The sequence below is a fragment of the Lysinibacillus sp. KCTC 33748 genome, assembly GCF_002237755.1.
Taxonomy (GTDB): Bacteria; Bacillota; Bacilli; order Bacillales_A; family Planococcaceae; genus Lysinibacillus.
Genome location: NZ_MWSJ01000010.1, coordinates 1 through 17,623, shown reverse-complemented (window position 1 = coordinate 17,623; position 17,623 = coordinate 1). Strand labels below are relative to the sequence as shown.

General features: G+C 36.0%; 15 protein-coding genes, 1 pseudogene and 2 riboswitches. Of the genes and pseudogenes, 11 read left to right on the top strand and 5 right to left on the bottom strand.

Annotated elements, in window-relative coordinates; translation table 11 throughout:
* Window positions 1-135: 135 nt before the first annotated feature.
* A riboswitch (cobalamin riboswitch) is annotated at window positions 136-318 on the bottom strand.
* A 224-nt stretch (window positions 319-542) separates the two neighbouring features.
* Window positions 543-727: riboswitch (cobalamin riboswitch) on the top strand.
* 147 nt (window positions 728-874) lie between these two features.
* The 5 genes from B1B04_RS13540 (at window position 875) to B1B04_RS13520 (ending at window position 7,289) form a co-directional block, all read left to right on the top strand.
* Entirely contained in the window at window positions 875-1,621 is a 747-nt protein-coding gene (locus tag B1B04_RS13540) for an energy-coupling factor ABC transporter permease (RefSeq protein WP_079561979.1), read from the top strand.
* A 1-nt stretch (window position 1,622) separates the two neighbouring features.
* Window positions 1,623-1,895, top strand: a complete 273-nt coding sequence (locus B1B04_RS13535) for an energy-coupling factor ABC transporter substrate-binding protein (RefSeq protein ID WP_079561978.1) — start codon at window positions 1,623-1,625, stop codon at window positions 1,893-1,895.
* A gap of 3 nt (window positions 1,896-1,898) precedes the next feature.
* The gene (gene cbiQ, locus B1B04_RS13530) at window positions 1,899-2,672 is read left to right on the top strand and encodes a cobalt ECF transporter T component CbiQ (RefSeq protein WP_079561977.1); all 774 of its coding nucleotides are present in this window, start codon (window positions 1,899-1,901) and stop codon (window positions 2,670-2,672) included.
* Complete coding sequence (locus B1B04_RS13525) at window positions 2,669-3,505, top strand: energy-coupling factor ABC transporter ATP-binding protein (protein ID WP_079561976.1); 837 nt, start codon at window positions 2,669-2,671, stop codon at window positions 3,503-3,505. Before cbiQ ends, B1B04_RS13525 begins: the two co-directional genes overlap by 4 nt.
* Before the next feature lie 292 nt (window positions 3,506-3,797).
* Window positions 3,798-7,289 carry a S8 family peptidase gene (locus B1B04_RS13520; RefSeq protein ID WP_079561975.1) on the top strand — a complete coding sequence of 1,164 codons (3,492 nt, stop codon included), beginning with the start codon at window positions 3,798-3,800 and terminating at the stop codon, window positions 7,287-7,289.
* A gap of 284 nt (window positions 7,290-7,573) precedes the next feature.
* Here B1B04_RS13520 and B1B04_RS13515 read toward each other — a convergent pair whose 3' ends face one another.
* Window positions 7,574-8,674 (bottom strand): glycosyltransferase family 4 protein, encoded by a 1,101-nt coding sequence (locus B1B04_RS13515; RefSeq protein WP_079561974.1) that lies wholly within the window; start codon window positions 8,672-8,674, stop codon window positions 7,574-7,576.
* A 295-nt stretch (window positions 8,675-8,969) separates the two neighbouring features.
* Between B1B04_RS13515 and B1B04_RS13510 the strand changes: the two genes are divergently transcribed.
* From B1B04_RS13510 to B1B04_RS13495, 4 genes are read left to right on the top strand one after another with little or no spacing between them, the layout of a single operon-like run.
* Complete coding sequence (locus B1B04_RS13510; protein WP_079561973.1) at window positions 8,970-9,569, top strand: glycosyltransferase family 2 protein; 600 nt, start codon at window positions 8,970-8,972, stop codon at window positions 9,567-9,569.
* Window positions 9,570-9,612: 43 nt separating this feature from the next.
* The gene (locus B1B04_RS13505) at window positions 9,613-10,641 is read left to right on the top strand and encodes a polysaccharide biosynthesis protein (RefSeq protein WP_079562096.1); all 1,029 of its coding nucleotides are present in this window, start codon (window positions 9,613-9,615) and stop codon (window positions 10,639-10,641) included.
* On the top strand, window positions 10,638-11,492 hold the full coding sequence (locus B1B04_RS13500) for an SDR family oxidoreductase (RefSeq protein ID WP_079561972.1): 855 nt from the start codon (window positions 10,638-10,640) through the stop codon (window positions 11,490-11,492). Before B1B04_RS13505 ends, B1B04_RS13500 begins: the two co-directional genes overlap by 4 nt.
* A gap of 15 nt (window positions 11,493-11,507) precedes the next feature.
* Window positions 11,508-12,068 carry a ribonuclease FAU-1 family protein gene (locus B1B04_RS13495; protein ID WP_079561971.1) on the top strand — a complete coding sequence of 187 codons (561 nt, stop codon included), beginning with the start codon at window positions 11,508-11,510 and terminating at the stop codon, window positions 12,066-12,068.
* 173 nt (window positions 12,069-12,241) lie between these two features.
* On the opposite strand, the gene B1B04_RS13490 is transcribed toward B1B04_RS13495, so the two are convergent.
* From B1B04_RS13490 to pdxR, 4 genes are all read right to left on the bottom strand, one after another.
* The gene (locus B1B04_RS13490; protein WP_170938983.1) at window positions 12,242-13,369 is read right to left on the bottom strand and encodes a DUF4261 domain-containing protein; all 1,128 of its coding nucleotides are present in this window, start codon (window positions 13,367-13,369) and stop codon (window positions 12,242-12,244) included.
* A 323-nt stretch (window positions 13,370-13,692) separates the two neighbouring features.
* The gene (locus B1B04_RS13485) at window positions 13,693-13,977 is read right to left on the bottom strand and encodes a hypothetical protein (RefSeq protein ID WP_079561969.1); all 285 of its coding nucleotides are present in this window, start codon (window positions 13,975-13,977) and stop codon (window positions 13,693-13,695) included.
* Between the two features lie 453 nt (window positions 13,978-14,430).
* On the bottom strand, window positions 14,431-14,877 hold the full coding sequence (locus B1B04_RS13480; protein WP_079561968.1) for a YfmQ family protein: 447 nt from the start codon (window positions 14,875-14,877) through the stop codon (window positions 14,431-14,433).
* Between the two features lie 447 nt (window positions 14,878-15,324).
* Window positions 15,325-16,755: a MocR-like pyridoxine biosynthesis transcription factor PdxR gene (pdxR, locus tag B1B04_RS13475; protein ID WP_079561967.1), complete on the bottom strand. Its 1,431-nt coding sequence runs from the start codon at window positions 16,753-16,755 to the stop codon at window positions 15,325-15,327.
* A gap of 242 nt (window positions 16,756-16,997) precedes the next feature.
* Between pdxR and B1B04_RS13470 the strand changes: the two are divergent.
* Window positions 16,998-17,337, top strand: a pseudogene (locus B1B04_RS13470) (IS1595 family transposase); the annotation flags it as partial.
* 12 nt (window positions 17,338-17,349) lie between these two features.
* A partial coding sequence (locus tag B1B04_RS13465) for a hypothetical protein (protein ID WP_205756644.1) occupies window positions 17,350-17,623 on the top strand: 274 nt, incomplete at its 3' end.

The following is a 17,623-nucleotide window of genomic DNA, read 5'->3' as shown; positions in this document are numbered from 1 at the left end:
TTTCTCCCCTCATTTGCTTTTAGGAAAAAGAAAAACCTTTACTCTAGACGAAGAGTAAAGGTTTAGTAGAAGCCAAATAAAAACGAATATATACAGGTACTCGCTCTCGCTTCAACTTCTCCCTCCGAAAAGTTTGCATGCATTATCACATAAGCAGGTTTCCTGACTTAAGCTTCCTTTTACTTTCGCGCCTTCCTAGTTCTCACTAGTGGCATCCGCGATTTCATCAGCTATTACAGTAGCGGGGGCTGTATCGGATTCTCACCGATTTCCCTATTATCTTGAAAATATTCAAGCACTTATGGATGTTTTATATGAATTTATTTTTTTGTAAAATTAAAAACTGTTTCTATCATAGCTTATTTTTTTAAAATTTCAATATTTCTTTCTAAATTTGTGACATTTTCAGTAATTTTTTAATGAAAAATATGACATTCCTTTTCTATTTATCCGAATTTTCGACATAGACACTCAATTAAAAATTTTTTCTTAAAAAGTATAGCATATATATGGAAATTCATGTTACACTTTGTCGTGAAATCACAACTTCATCTTTTTTCGGTGCGAATTGTTCATCATTTCGCTTAAAAGGGAAGCCGGTTTAAGTCCGGCGCGGTCCCGCCACTGTACTAGGGAGTTTTATAGATAATGTCACTGTCCAAAGGATGGGAAGGCCTATAAAACGTTGAACTAAAGCCAGGAGACCTGCCGAAAAATATGTGATCGTTTGAACCTACGAGGATAGGTGTGCGGCTGAGCAAATTAGAATTTTATTTGCATTTTTAGCTATGCACTTTTCCACAATTGGAGAAGTGCTTTTTTGATTTCGTATCGCATACTATTCGAACTATTTTAATGTGAGGAGGAGAAATTTTTGAAATTCTCAGGTTGGAAGCTTAGTTATTTCTTATTGGCATTTTTATTCGTACCAGACCGTGCATTTGCGATGCACATTATGGAGGGCTTTTTGCCAATTGAATGGGCGATTTTTTGGTGGGTCTTATCGATTCCATTTATTATTTTAGGATTACGTTCTATTCGTAAAACTATTGATGAAAATCCTGAAACAAAAATGATTTTAGGCCTATCTGGTGCCTTTGCCTTTGTACTATCAGCTTTAAAAATCCCTTCTGTAACAGGTAGTTGTTCACATCCAACAGGGGTTGGTCTTGGGACAGTTCTTTTTGGACCATTAGCGATGAGCGTTATCGGAACAATCGTATTATTATTCCAATCTTTACTTTTAGCACATGGTGGGCTGACAACTTTAGGTGCTAATGCCTTTTCTATGGCAATTGCTGGTCCTATTATTGCTTATTATGTTTTTAAGGGTTCTCAAAAAATGGGATTATCATTTTCAGTAGCCGTCTTTTTAGCAGCAATGCTTGGTGACTTAGGTACATATATTGTCACTTCTGTACAATTAGCGCTTGCCTTCCCTTCTGAGGTCGGAGGCTTTATGACTTCATTCACAAAGTTTGCTAGTATTTTTGCGTTCACGCAAATTCCTCTTGCTGTTAGTGAAGGCATTTTAACAGTGATCGTTATGAATTTCTTGAAAAAATACAATGTGAGTGAATTAAAAGCTTTACGCGTTTTCTCGGCAAAGGAGGCTCACTAACATGAAAAAAAATTTACTGCTCTTAGCAATTGTTGTGTTGTTAGCAATCATTCCCCTCTTCATTCAAAAAGGCGCAGATTTTGAAGGTGCTGATGGTGAAGCGGAGGCAGCAATTGGTGAAATAGATGCTAACTACGAGCCTTGGTTTGAAAGCTTATGGGAGCCACCAAGTGGTGAAATAGAAAGCTTATTATTCGCACTACAAGCTGCTATTGGAGCCGGATTTATTGGCTATTTCATCGGCTTAATGCGTGGTAAACATAAAGAGGGATAAGTGATGTTACTCATTGATAAGTATGCTTATATGAATAAACTAGCGTCTGTTCATCCGCTGGAAAAAATGACGTTATCCCTAGGATTGCTTTTATTGTCGCTTATCATGAGAGATGAACGAATTTCACTCATTACATTTATTGTGATGAGTGCTTTTATCATTTTAGGTGCAAAAATCCCAGCTAAATATTACGCAAAATTACTATTGCTACCCGGATTTTTTTTACTTTCGAGTCTAGCATCCATTTTAATTTCTATAGCGCCAGCAACAAGCACACTACCTCCAACTATTTGGTCATTTTCTTTTCATCATTGGACAATATTTGTTGGCAGTACGAGCTTAGTGACAGCGCAACAGCTTTTTTTCATCGTCCTTGGCAGTATAAGCTGTTTGTATTTTTTAATTCTTACGACATCAGTCCAATCTATTTGTTATGTCCTGCGACAATGGCGACTGCCCACTCTATTCATAGAGCTAGTAGAACTAACGTATCGTTTTATTTTTATCTTTTTAGATAGTATGCAAAAAATTCATCTTGCTCAGCAGGCTCGTCTAGGGTACAGCTCCCCTATACAGTGGCTTCGCTCGGTCTCCATGCTGATTGCCGCTTTATTTGTCGAGATGTTCCAACGTAGTCTTGAACTAAACAATGCGATGGAAGCACGTGGTGGCGAGACGGTCTATTGGCAGGAGGAGATTACCTATAACATGAAAAATTGGCTAGGTATTGTTGCAATTTTTATACTCCTCATCATTTATGGAGGTTTTTTCTCATGACAGATTTGTACTTTGAATTAACACATTTATCCTACACTTATGTAGACGGAACTCATGCTTTAACAGACGTTACACTCCAAATTCCAAAAGGGAAAAAAATAGCTTTACTTGGTCATAATGGAGCTGGAAAATCAACTTTATTCCAGCATTTAAATGGAATTTTGAAGCCTACAGCTGGAAGTATATCCTTTCAAGGCAAAGCACTTAACTATAGTAGAAAAGCATTAAAAGAATTACGTCAACAGGTTGGTATTGTTTTTCAGGATGCAGACAACCAGCTTTTTTCTGGCACTGTTAAACAAGATATTGCATTTGGACCTCTGAATCTTGGCTGGACAACTGAAATAATTGAAGAAAAAATTGCATGGGCTATCGCTCAAACCGAAGTTGAAGCATTGCTCGATAAACCGATTCATTTTTTAAGTGTTGGACAGAAAAAACGTGTCGCAATGGCAGGAGTACTTGCAATGGAACCTTCTGTTTTATTATTAGATGAACCGACCGCTGGACTAGATAATTATTATAGTGCACAAGTTTTACAATATTTAGCTACGTTAGAAAACGGTGAACGAACCATTTTACTAGCAACTCATGATATCCCGTTAGCCTATGAATGGGCAGATCAAATAGTCGTCATGGAAGCTGGGAGAATTATTTATAATGGCGATCCAGTTGAACTGTTCTTTCAAGCAGATTTGCTTGAAAGAGCCCATCTTGAACGTCCATGGGTCTTCGAAACGGCCATTGCTTTACAAAACAAAAAACTATTTGAGAAAAGCATAAAAATCCCCCGTTCTAAGGAAGATTTACACAAACTTATAGAGCAGCTTTAAAGTAATTTTTCCATAGTTTTATTTTTCTCACTATGGCTAATACACTCTTCTACTCCAATAAAACAGATCGAGTAGAAATGGTAGCCGTTATCTGGAAAGGATATGATTTTTCTTTAGTAATCCTAGGGAGATTCCATCAGCTTCCTACAAATCTTTACGATGAGTAAAATATAATGGTAAAATATAGATTGGTAACTTTGAAAAATATATCCTCAATTATGAAACTTTTCTATTACTTATTCGTAATAGTATAGATGTCACAAATAATTAACGACCCAAGGAGGGAAAACAGTTGAAAAACTGGACGAAAAAATCAGTTGCTCTAGTAGCATCTGCCGCACTAATGGTTCCTGCTGCTTCTGCCTTTGCTGAAGCTCCACAAAAAACAGCAAAGAACCAAGATGTAGTGAAAGTAGCTAGCAATAAGGACCAAGCATTCAAAAATCAAAAAGAATGGATTAGTAAGGATACGATTATTGTTAAACATTCTGGTCTTGATAAGAGTGTGCATAACAAAATTGGAACAAAAGTGATCCGCTCTATTCCTTCTTTAGGTTACGATGTTATCCAACTTAACAAAGGTACAAATTTAGAAAAAGCAGTTTCATATTACGCTCAGCAAAAAGGGGTTAAAAGTGTATCCCCAAGCTATGTGTATCATTCCTTTGGTACGAAAACAGATCCAAAGAAACAGGATATGTACCATTTAAATCTACTTCAAATTGATAAAGCTCTACAATTAGCAGGTAAAAATGATGTAAAAGTAGCAGTTATCGATTCTGGTGTGGACTTTAAACATCCAGATTTAAAATCTCAAGTACTACCTCCATATAATGCTGCAGCACCTGCCAATACTTCTTATCCTGGTGACCATGGTACACATGTAGCAGGAATTATTGGCGCTGCAAAAGATAATGGTATTGGAGGACACGGGATTAATCCTAAGGCCAAGCTGCTTCCGATCGATGTATTTAACGGAAAAGATGGTGCTAATGATTTCGTCATTGCACAAGGCATCCTTTATGCTATCGAGCAAGGCGCTGATGTTATCAATATGAGTCTTGGCGGCTATGGTGAATCTCCATTAATGGAGGAAGCCGTTCAGAAAGCGATTGAAAATGGAGTTACAATTGTAGCTGCTGCTGGGAATGAATCGACAGATAATTACTCCTTCCCTGCTTCTTACGAAGGCGTTATAAGCGTAGGTTCTACGAATGATCGAAACAAATTATCAAGCTATTCAAACTATGGTCCATCGGTTGACCTAGTAGCTCCAGGTGAAGATGTTTACAGTACAGTTCATGATGAGAAAAAAGGATCATCCTTTGTAAAATTTAGTGGAACATCGATGGCATCCCCTGTTGTTGCCGGTGTAGCATCACTTTTAAAATCAAAATATCCAGATTTAAAGCCTTTTGAAATAGAAGCTATTCTTGAAAAGACTGCAAAGGATTTAGGTGAGACAGGCTATGATCTTACATATGGACATGGTCTAGTAGATCCTGTGAATGCATTACAGTTTAATATAAAAGATTTACCAAAACAGTATTCAGAAACAAAAGAAGAGCGCTTGAAGAACGCTAAAGTCCTAAAAAAGGATACATTAAATACTGAAAAAGGTTCATTCAGCCAACCGGACGAAAAGAAATGGTACAAGGTTGATCTTGATGAAAATGAATATGCTCAACTGACATTAAAAGGTGCAGACAAATATGATTATGCATTTGATTTGTACTTCTACCCTGAAGGTTCTAATAAAAAAGTAGAACCAATTAACGTCAATGATGTTCGTGTAGGCAAACAAGAAGGATACCTATTTAATGCAGATCAAAAAGGAACCCTTCTAATTGGAGTTAAAGACCATAATGGCAACTATAGCTCAAAAGGTGATTCTAACTATGTCTTCACAGCTCAAACGACTAAAGAATTACCAATTGATTCATTAGATATGGAGCATATGGAGAACATTGAAAAATTCCCATTCAGTACAGAAGGGAAAAACTATACCCTACTTTCTAAAGATCATCTGGGTGACAAAGATTATTTTACATTTTCAGTAAATGAACCAACGACACTGAAATTTGATTTAACTGGGATTCCAGGTGTTACTGCATCCATGGAGCTTTATTTAAAGGAAGACTTCCCAACAGAGATAGACGATGCTGAAGAATTAGATGGGGCATATCCAATCCGAGCGTCTTACGGCACGGATACAGGCGATGGAGTAAGCTTAGTTGTCGATGCTGAGCCTAATGAAAAGTATGTAATCGGCGTCTCTAATGAAAACAGTAACAATTCTACACTTGAAATGTTCTATAGCGGCGGTATTGATACTGAAGCAACTGTTAGTGAATCCATCATTCCTTACACATTAAAAGGTGAAGTCGTTACCCTTCCTGAAGATGAAGACGGCCTTTCATTAGAAGGAATGCTAGAAAGCAGCGTAGAAGACGATGACGATCTTTTATCTTTTAATGAATATACAGCAAAAAAACGTAATCAAAAGAATGATTTTATGAATATGTTCATGAATCCAGATGCTATGGATCAGCCGGAAAACGTTGAGCAAATTATGGAACAAGCGATTGGTTTTAATATTGGTCAAGATCAAAAAGCATACTTCCAAACTGAAGATGATGAAGATTACTTCAAATTTACAGCTAAAGAAAATGCCGTTTATGGTTTCAACATTCAAAAAGGTATAAACCAATCACCAGCTGGTACTATATTTGAATACGATGAGGAAACAAAAGAATTAATCCCAGTTTCTTCATTAACTAACGATATGGGGTTACTTAGTCTACTTCTTGGGTCATCAATTGATGAAAACGAAGCGAAGACAATTGCATTGAAAAAGGATAAAACCTATATTGTAAAAGTAATGAATCTTGGTGACCGTTCTTCTGAACCGTATACACTTAAAACAAGTAAAATGGCAGCTATTCCAAAAGAGGATAATATCAATAATAATACACCAAAGACTGCTATTAAGATTCAACCTGGTACAACTTACAAAGATCATCTCATTTATCAAGATAATACAGATTTCTACTATTATAAACAATATGGCAAAGATGAAATCATAAGCCTTCTTATTTCTTCTGTACCATATACAAAAGAACAGCTAGATAAATTACCAAAAGAACTTCAAAATGACTTGAAGTTTTCAGGCTCCATTATAGAAGATACGAATGGCAATAAAAAAATTGATCCAAAAGAAATGGCAACAGAAATTCAATTTGGACAAGGTGAAGATCTCATCCAAATGCTACTCGGTCTTGGCGGGACAACAGATGTAAATACTTCTTTTAAAGCAAAACAGGCTCACGGATATTTTATTGTTCTTAACGGAAGCAATAATGGACAATTATCAATCCAACCGTATAATTTAACTTTGTTTGATCATAAAAAAGCTGATGAAGATGCAGATTCCAAGATAGTTAACGGTGTACCGACAAAACCGACTGTACTTACGAAAAAAGACGGTAAATGGGTAGCTAATCAATATTTAAATGCCGGTGTTCAATTTGGTGATAAAGACTATTTCGAATTTAAAAACGACAGCAAACGCGATGTGTCCTTCTCTCTTAAAACAGAAAAAGCACTAGATGGCGTCATCCGTATTATTGATGCAAAAGGAAAAACAGTAGAAACTTTTGATTATTACGGAGCTGGAGATGCTGAAGTAGGTACAATCACACTGGATAAAGGAACTTACTTTATTGAAGTAAGTGAATATTACGGCAAAGCTAGTTCTCAACCATATACACTTGAAATCAAATAAAATATTTACCTCCTTTGACTGGAAGATGAACGTAATAGAAAGATAGAGTTTTCGGTTGAAGATAGTGTAAAAGAATTATCCCCTAGATGATGAAAATTCTAGGGGATTTTTTATGAAGCATTCGTGTTTTATTCACAATAACATGGGTTTATTTCCGCTCCAACTAAACACTCTTTTCAAGGGGTTCTTATTAAAAGGTGTTGGCCACGAAGAAGCGTTCTTTATTCCCCTTCTAGCGACGAATGGTCGCACTGTTTTTACTCCATTCTCGTTATATACTCCTCTTATTCGATTGGCTTTTCCTCTAAATATTCGGCTACTTTTTGCACAATATGTTTCCAATTTAATTCCGCTCTTGCGAAAGTCTGGAGGTGTTCACATGCATCTGCCAATAACCCTTCCTGTTTCGTTACTTGCTGTAATGTCCGCCCAACACTTTGCCAATCATGAGTCGGATGAATTATCCCGAAGCGCTGATTATGGGTAATATCTGCAGCCCCATCAACATCAGTCGTAACGATATAACAACCATTCTTTGCGGCCTCAGCAAATACATGAGCGTAGCATTCTACTAAAGAGGTAAGGCAAAAAATTTTAGCCTTTCTATACTCCTCTTCCAATTGCATCTTATCATAAATCGGTCCCAACATTATGACCTGTGCTGCAAATGGATTTCCATCCAGCACGTTCAATAGCTCCTGTCTAAACGCCTCTGACATTGGACCTATTAACCGAAACTCCCAATCTGCAAGCTGTGCTTCTAAAAATGCTTTGACTGCTAAAAGAATTTGTTTTTCAGGAGCATCTAAACGACCTACCGTTACTATTCTATTTTTTTTCTCTTGAAATGGAACAGGCTCTGTTTGAAACAGTTCATAAAAGCCATTAGGAATACGTTTAATATCCAAATTGGTAAATTCATGAATAGAGCTTTGAATGGATTCACATTCAGAGGAAAGCACATCACAAAGCTGGAGTAACTCCGAAAAATATGGATAGGTTTTTAATCGACTTAACCAAAACCGATTAACATCTAATTTCATATAAATTTTTCCGTTTGGATTAAACTTTTTATAAGTTTTTAAGATCGGTAAATACGATGGATAAGGCCCTATCGCAAATGCAATATCTATGTCCTTCGCATGCTCTATTAAATAACTATTCATATTAGCAACATAGTCATCCTCAAACGGAATATGTTGAAAAGTGACAGAAGGAAAGGTTTGTTTCAATAATGCTTCATTCATTTCAGTCGTTAAAATTGTGACATCATAGCCTAAGTATTCACCTAACAAAATAGGAACAAGGCATAAATCTTTGAAAATATGTGCGTCGGAGAGCTTATACGATTCCACACTACATATGAAGGCTATCTTTTTTGACATAACATCCCCCTTTTTTAAATGAAGCGTTTCATTAAATTATGATTTCTTGTTTAATAATGTGAAAAGATTAGTATAAGTACCGTTATCACACTAGTAAAATCACCTTATTTTAAAATGCTTTTCTCTCTTTTAAATAACTAACGAATGTAAGCAATTGCCTACAGAACCACTCTTGCAACGCATATTGTAATAAAGAATCCTTTATGTCAATCAAAGTAAAAAGTATAGACTTTATAAAACTTCTACTTACGCCTATTGAACATCTCTACTAACAATAAAAGAATCGAGGTTTTATATGAAAATCAGTTTTTTATCACCAGCCTACAATAGTGACGAGTGGATATTGACATTGTTAGAAAGTATTCCTAAAGAATACGCCTATGAAATTATCGTTTGTGATGACGGCTCAACAGACAATACTTTAGCCCTATTAGAGGACTATCAAAAAAACTGTCCTGCCTTAAAAATAATTACTCATCCAACTAATTTGGGTGCTAGTGTAGCCTATAATCGATGTATCGCAGAAGCTACTGGTGACTATGTAGCTATCATAGATAGTGATGATCACTACTTACCCGCTATTCGAAACGTCTTAGCCCAAGTAGATGGTCAGTTTGATATTTACTACTACAACATGCTTACAAAGGCAGGCTATGCATTTATAAAAGATGAATCAAACCGATACACATTACCTGGACAATTTAAAATTATTCGAAGAAGTTTTATTGGTGATGCAACCTTTACCATAAGAAAAGATATTGCCGGGGATTGGGATTTTAATTGTGCTTTAATGGATAGGAACCCGACAAGTAAATATACAAATGAATTGGCATACTGGTATAACTTCCCAAGGGAGAATTCTGAATATGATTTACATCGAAGAGGATTAAAATAACGCCCTTATTTCCATGCATGCAGGAGGTGTAATTAACAATACAATGTTTAAAGATAAAGTTCTTCTCATTACTGGCGGCACCGGCTCTTTTGGTAATGCAGTATTAAAGAGGTTTTTAAATACCGACATTAAGGAAATACGCATCTTTTCAAGAGATGAGAAAAAGCAGGATGATATGCGGAAACTCTATCAACATCCTAAAATTAAATTTTTTATAGGCGATGTACGTGACATCCAAAGCATTCATAATGCGATGTATGATGTCGATTTTGTTTTTCATGCAGCCGCTCTTAAGCAGGTCCCCTCTTGCGAATTTTTTCCACTAGAAGCAGTTAAGACGAACATTCTAGGCACTGATAATGTTTTAACCGCGGGTATTCGAGCTGGTGTTAAAAAAATTATTTGCCTGTCTACAGATAAGGCTGCTTATCCAGTAAACGCAATGGGAATTTCGAAGGCTATGATGGAAAAAACGTTTATTGCTAAGTCTAGAATGGTTCATCCAGATAAAACATTGATTTGTGGAACACGATACGGAAATGTCATGGCTTCAAGGGGCTCTGTAATTCCTTTATTTATCGAACAAATTAAAGCTGGCAAGCCCTTAACGATTACCGATCCTAAAATGACACGCTTTATGATGAGCCTTGATGAGGCAGTAGAATTAGTTTTATACGCCTTCTCACACGCTGACAACGGGGACATTATGGTGCAAAAATCACCAGCTGCTTATATTGAGGATTTAGCACAGGCATTACTAGAAATTTTTCAAGCTCAAAATAAAATACAAACTATCGGAACACGGCATGGCGAAAAGATTTACGAAGTGTTATTAACAAAGGAAGAAGCTGCGAAGGCCATTGATATGGGGAATTTTTATAGAATCCCTGCAGATAACCGTGATTTAAATTATGGAAAATATCTTGATGAGGGCTCTCCTAAAATTACGTTAACCGACGAATACAACTCTACTAATACGAAAATACTATCCGTCGCTGAAATAAAAGAAAAATTATTAAAGCTTCCGCTCATTCAAGAAGAATTACAAAATTGGATGGGAGGAAAACCTTGAAATTTTTAGTACTTGGAGCTACTGGAATGGCTGGCCACACGATTTCACTCTATTTGTACGCCCAAGGGCATGACGTAACAACCTATTCGCGATCAGCCTTTTCTTGCGGAAATAATATTACGGGAGATATTACAGATACAAATTTTTTAAAAGCACTAGTTTTAGATCACGACTATGATGTTGCGGTCAATTGTATCGGTGTATTAAATGACGCCTGTGAAACAGACCGCGAGAAAAGTGTATATCTCAATAGTTATTTGCCTCATGTCATTGAATCTTTATTAACAAACAGTAACACTAAGCTTATTCATTTAAGTACAGATTGTGTATTCTCAGGAAAAGCCGCTCCCTATCATGAAAAAAGCCTTCGTGATGGGGAAACCTTTTACGACCGTACGAAGGGGCTAGGAGAAATTGAAAGCACTCAACATCTAACGTTTCGTAATTCTATCATCGGTCCTGATTTGAAGGAGGATGGTATTGGCCTTTTTAATTGGTTTATGAAACAACATAATACTATTCGCGGCTATACGGGTGCAATATGGACCGGAGTTACGACCCTAACATTAGCAAAAGCAATTGAACGTGCAGCACTTGAAGGTACAACAGGCCTCTACCACCTCGTCAACAATAGCAGTATTTCAAAATTTGAGTTACTGCAATTATTCAATACGCATTTCAAGGAAAATAAAGTAACGATCCAGCCATATCCCCCCGTAAACATTGATAAAACACTAGTCAACACAAGAAAAGATTTTTCATTTACCGTACCGAGCTATGAAGAAATGATCCTTGAGATGAAAAACTGGATATGGCAGCATAAAGATTTGTATCCCCATTATTTAAAATGAGTTTGGAGGTTCAGTATGCTTAAAAGAAAGTTCGGTGACCGTTCGGAATGGTCGCGGGTTATCGAAAGAAAGTATAGTCAGTCATACCTTGACACTAGAGAATTCAAGGGTTTTATAACTTTATTGAAAACAGTCCTAGTTACTGAACCTTTATTCGTGAATTATGGAGAGAAAAAACTATGTATTGTTGATAACGGTTATATATGGTTACAACAATTTCCCCTCAAAAAAAACCATTCTGTAACAACTATGTTTAATGCTAACGGAGAAATAATTCAATGGTATATCGATATTTGCCATAGAAACGCAATAGAAGATAATGTTCCTTATATGGATGATCTATTTTTAGATCTTATTTTGTTACCATCAGGAGAGTTGATTGAGAAAGATGCTGATGAATTAGAAGAAGCTTATTTGAATGGCATCATTGATAAATCTTTGTATGATTTGGCTTGGAACGAGCTAAACAGCATCAAAGGTGATATACGCAAAGCTGAATTTAAGTTAGTTAACCTTGCTATACAACATAAAAATATTTTAATAAATGAATCATACGCGAACAAGATGCTTAAATAAGCACAACATCCGGAACGACCAAAGGCTGTATTGTAAAAGGTATCTACATTTCAACATTGTATGAAGCTAACATCTTAAAGGTTAAAAAGATGGTATCCCTCCCCTCACTTACAATTGGAAATGGGATTATGAAGCAAAAAAGACACCTGCTACGGTGTCTTTTGGTCATGAAACTAGTATTTGATTTTGAGAGTATCCCCATCGACATAAACTGCCTCGGAACGGGAAATCGGTAGCTTTTGCTCTGCTGAGAAGCCGATCGTTTCTCCATCCCTTAACGTGACATTCTCTTCTACAATATATCCGGAAATCGTAATCAAAAAATCGCGCAGTTCGGCAGGAGATGCTTGACTGTCCAAAATTTCAATTTCATCCTTTCCAAAGGCTTTTAACCCATAAGTATATCCATCTACCCCGGTCTCCGTTCCGACAAGGCCGAAATAAACAAGATTCAGTAAAGGAAACATGTCGTCATTTTTCATGACTTCAGCCATATCCTGAAAAAGTTCAGGCTGGAATACGGTGCCAGATGTATAGATCCCTATTGCGTTAGGAAGCTTTAAACAACTTGCCGCCAGCTTAGTGTATAACCTGCCACTGTCCAGTGGGGAGCTGGAGCGGGTAAATGCAGCTAGGATGATTTGAGCTACATGCGTTTGAGTAACCTCCACGGCTTCCTTCCACATGTAATTTCCCTGTGCATAATATTCAGCCTCACCATCTGGTACGGGAGCTTCGACAAAGCTAACCGCTAACATGCAGTCGTCTACTTCAAAGACCAAGGTTCCTTCCTCTGTTTCTTCGGCGTTTTCCTCATCATCTACTGACGAGCAAGTGATGTTCCAATCATTCAAAAGGTTGGTCTTTATCTGATCAATATCACATTCTGCAGAGTTAAGCAGAACGAACCCGTTAAAAATACCAGAACCATTATCTTGCGTTTCCGTCTCATCCTCCATGGATTGAGCAGCTTCATATGCTGCAGCCTGCTGCATCCAGTATTCTCGGATTAATTCTACCATCTTTACAGCTTCTTGCTCTGCAGTCGCAGGGTCATAAGGTTGCATCTCGCTGAATACATGGCCGCAATGCTCAGTGTCAGACGGATCCTCATAGCCTCCGCATACGCCAAGGAGCCATTTTCCTAGAATAGTTTTTTTATACTTGAATATATAGTAGTGCATATCATATAAATCAAATTCTGCTGCAATTTCTATTTTCTTGGGCTCTTGCCCAAGTTCGTGTTCATCTGCTAGCCAGTCGATCATGGATTGCATTGCTGCCTGTTGTTGAGCTGTCATCAATTTCTCTCCTTTATGAATGTATGATTCTACAATTATACTACCAACTTTAGGAAGATGAATAATGAATCGAAAATTACCCCAAAAATTAGTATTTTACTTCTATTTCTGCTTCTATTCCCCATGGGGCTTTAGGCCAACAAATGTCTTACATGCGAAAGCGAAGCGGCAACAACAACAATAACAGTACGATGTTAAGTTCTTAGCCTGAGATTCCTCTATTTCAGCGAGTGTTTAAACACCCGCTGAAAAGAAGCTTAAATCCGCATTCATCTACAGCTCTTAACAAAGAAATAAAACCCTAATTTGTTAATATAGAAGTATTATTCAATGCTTTCATTTGGTTCCGTTTTTGTGAAAATACCTGCAATGATTACGATCATTCCACCTAACAATATAAGAAGATGAAAAACAATTAAAGAAGCGGTTCCTTCTAAACCATGAATCACCTTCGTTTCGTGTAACAAAGGTAAAGTAAGTGGATACGTCAAAACCGATAACAACAAAACGATTCCCGTTATTATTCTTTTTTTCTTTTTCCTTGTAGTTAGGCTTAAAGAAAACGTAATAATTGCAAGTGCTACAACGATAAAAATGATTAATGTCATTTTAGGAAGCCTCCCTTTACTTTAATACGTTCCAGACTAATTTTTATTCCAATTATAAATAAATTCACCATTTCTAATCAAACTTCATCTGCCTATCACTTCGGTAGCTGGATCTTAAACTCTTGCCTAGGCTTGCATGAGGGACGACACAATTTCGGTTTATTCGGTTTGCCTTAGGTCGGAGGTTTTTTACAAATGCAGGTCAGATTGACGTTATCGCATGGAAGCGAAGGCTTTAGACTAACAACCTCTTAGAACTTTTTTACGAACATTTGCTAAAAGAAGTTTAAGGAAGTTTTTCATCAAGTATTAAGTGCTAAGATGAGTAGTAATATAATCCCGACTTTTTTGTAATAAAAAAATCCTCCATTCAATTGAAGTGGAAGATAATTTCGACGTAATGTTCAGGGTATTAAAAAGGGATTCTACGTCAGTGACCGAATCCCTAATTTTTTAATGATTTGCATTTGTAGTTAAAGCTGCGAAATTTTGTAGATGTTCAGAACTAATACTATATGAAACAACCTTCTCCTTGTACTTCTTGACTACATCAACATGATTGTCGTAACTAAAAACAAAGAAATTAACATCTTTTTTGCCTCTTTTTACGTTCATGATAAATGGGGTAACATTAGTCTCTGGTTGTAAAAATAATTTTTCATTACCTGGAAATATATAATGTTTTTTCAAAAAGGAAGCTTTATTAAAATAGTCTGTAAATCTATTTTTTTCTTCCTCATCTAAATTATTTCCATTAAATGTTACCGTAACATCTTTTGAATCAAGTTTTTTATGAAGTTCAAATTTACTTACCCCCCATCCTACAGCTATACTGGGAGGGCTCATTATCAATTTAAGAATAGATCCAATCACTAGCGTAATAATCATACCTGTTGTCATATCATATCAACTCTTTCAATAATTTAAACATTTTAGTAGCAATTACTATATTATTATCTTAATTGCACATTGTTTCATAAAGAATAATTAGTAATTAAGCTATATCGATGCTTTAACATTCACCTCTTCATGATAAGGGATTACTATTTTTTATAACCATCCAATTCGATGTTTTTTTGACCATCCATTTACCGTAGGGATAAAAATATCTGGTGTGTTGATTTGCCATTTTTATACACCCGAAGAGACTGATTTCCGCTACGGGCTACTCGCTTTCCTACGGGAGTCGAGTAGCCCTACGCTACAATCAGTTAAAATGAAAATATATTAGCAAATAGGTAACAAAAAATCCTTTTACCGCTCAATAATAAACCTATTTTTTCCAAACCAACACACCTGTAAATATTTTAGCCATCTAATCTAACACATTTTTAGTCATCAAATTGTCTATATACTATTAAGGACTTCTGCAAACCTTTTGATTCCTTCATCGATTGAATCTTCATCTTCCTTCGCGAAAGTAAAACGAACAAAACCATCTTTGGATCCCAGTGTAGAACCAGGAACATAAATGACGCCTCTTTTAATGGATTCTTCAAGCAATTGGGTTTCATTATAATTTTTAAGTATTTTGCACCATATATGAATACCACCTTGAGGAATAGAATATTCCACCTGATTTTTTAAATAAGTATCGAGGCTTTCTATAATTTTATCTCTCCTTTTCTCTAATTCCTTAATTAAACTTTTTATATGAATTTGAAAATTTTCTGATTCTAAAAAATCATTCGCTACCCATTGTGTATAGCTAGAATGACCGAAGTCGATTTGTTGTTTCGCATCGGATAACCTTTCAATCACCGATGTTGGGCCAATAATCCACCCTATTCTTAATCCTGAGGCAACAATTTTGGACAAAGAACTAATGTATAATACGTTGCCATTCCTATCCATTGATTTTAGGGTAGAGATTTTATCTCCTGAAAAAGCTGTTAAACTATAAGGATCATCTTCTACTACTGGAATTCCAAGCTTTGAGGATATGTCTAAAATCGCTTCTTTTTTCTTTTTATTCAATAAGGAGCCCGTTGGATTTTGAAAATATGGATTTAAAAAAATCATTTTGATTCGGTGTTTTTTATATAATAACTCCAAATCTTCTGGGTTTATTCCATCCTTATCGACAGGTAGATAATGTATTTGTATACCTACTGATTTGAAAATTGGAAGATTATAATTGTAGGAAGGATCTTCTATTGCTATTGCATCTCCAGGCTTTAACAAACATTGCACAATTAAATGTAATGCTTGTTGCGCTCCTGATGTTATAAGTATTGAAGAAGGATTAGTTTCGATCCCTCGCCTTTTTTTCACGTGTTTTGCAATAGTAGTTCTAAGGATTTCATTCCCCTGTGGATGATCGTATCCAAGGCTTCCAATAAAAGAACGTGTTGACGTTATCTCGCTTAAAATTTTTTTTGGGAAAAGCTCTTCTGACAATTCACCGGAAGCTAAATTTATTATTTTATGTTCAACAGCTTCTTTTCTTATTTTTTGCGTGACAGGTTGGCTCGGTAAAAAAGAACCCGCCTCAATATACCTATTCCAACTAGGAATCCGCTTTTTTGTTATACCCCATATATCTTTACTAATGGTAGTACCGCTTCCTCTAGTCCGTTCAATTAGCCCCATCGATTCTAATTCGTCATATGCATGAACGACAGTACTTCTATTTAAATTTAAAGCACTCGCTAAATATCTCTCTGATGGTAATGGTTTATCATGTGGAAATGTACCATCTGCAATGCCCTTTTCAATATATTCTGCGAGTTGTTTATAGATCGCCTTTTTCGCTTTTCTATCAGGTTTCCAATCCATATATATACACCTCATTAGTTCCTTAAAACTTGCATTTTCTTCTTATAACAGTGTTACTCCTGATAAAAAATTATATATTAATATTATTTCAATTGTAATGTACCATCCACTTTTTTGTTATTTTAGCCATCCACTAAAGAAATCAATCCTCATTTTCGTTTATGTTGATATTTGAATAAAACGAACCTTCGTTCTATAATGGTTATATAAAAAAGGACAAAAGTGCCAAGTTATCCTAATCGAATACCCTTTGTACAGATACTTAGCGGGCTTTCAAAACCTATGCAAAAGATAAAGGGTTAGAGCATTATCCCTCCAAATCGGATGGAAAGGAACGAGTAAAAGGACTTTACCATTTCCAAAATGCCAATAACTATCATAGCCGTCTGAAAGGCTGGATGAACCGTTTTAATGGTGTGGCAACAAAATACCTCAACCATTATTTGAGTTGGTTTCAATTCCTAGATGTAATCAGATTCCGTAATGATTCTATTTCGGTAAGCAAAAAGGGTGATTGATAGTTGCCTATTCTCAACAGATGCAACTTATAAAAAGCTCAGATTATTGAGATTTACTGTTTAAAGGGGTGATAAAATGATTGAAATAACTTATGATTTAAGTACCTTGGAAGACAATTGTTATATAGAGATTCTTCCTGATAAGTATAAAGTAAAATGTTGGAATACATCTTCAATTTTCTTTACAGAAGAAAACTTTGGCTATATTATGCCTGCCTTCGAAAAGTGCTATAAGAAATTCGATTATTATGATGCCAATGAAATAGATATAGAAACTTGGAAGTTAATTATTTGGGAATTAGAAAAAATGAAACAATATCTATCTGATAATCCTAATCCACATTCACTGA

Bases quoted from the DNA above. Each gene is read 5' to 3' on its own strand.
- B1B04_RS13535 (WP_079561978.1), top strand. From the start codon at position 1,623: ATGAAAAAAAATTTACTGCTCTTAGCAATTGTTGTGTTGTTAGCAATC.
- B1B04_RS13525 (WP_079561976.1), top strand. From the start codon at position 2,669: ATGACAGATTTGTACTTTGAATTAACACATTTATCCTACACTTATGTA.
- B1B04_RS13485 (WP_079561969.1), bottom strand. From the start codon at position 13,977: ATGACATTAATCATTTTTATCGTTGTAGCACTTGCAATTATTACGTTT.
- B1B04_RS13495 (WP_079561971.1), top strand. From the start codon at position 11,508: ATGCTTAAAAGAAAGTTCGGTGACCGTTCGGAATGGTCGCGGGTTATC.
- cbiQ (WP_079561977.1), top strand. From the start codon at position 1,899: ATGTTACTCATTGATAAGTATGCTTATATGAATAAACTAGCGTCTGTT.
- B1B04_RS13490 (WP_170938983.1), bottom strand. From the start codon at position 13,369: ATGACAGCTCAACAACAGGCAGCAATGCAATCCATGATCGACTGGCTA.
- B1B04_RS13505 (WP_079562096.1), top strand. From the start codon at position 9,613: ATGTTTAAAGATAAAGTTCTTCTCATTACTGGCGGCACCGGCTCTTTT.
- B1B04_RS13515 (WP_079561974.1), bottom strand. From the start codon at position 8,674: ATGTCAAAAAAGATAGCCTTCATATGTAGTGTGGAATCGTATAAGCTC.
- B1B04_RS13480 (WP_079561968.1), bottom strand. From the start codon at position 14,877: ATGACAACAGGTATGATTATTACGCTAGTGATTGGATCTATTCTTAAA.
- B1B04_RS13510 (WP_079561973.1), top strand. From the start codon at position 8,970: ATGAAAATCAGTTTTTTATCACCAGCCTACAATAGTGACGAGTGGATA.
- pdxR (WP_079561967.1), bottom strand. From the start codon at position 16,755: ATGGATTGGAAACCTGATAGAAAAGCGAAAAAGGCGATCTATAAACAA.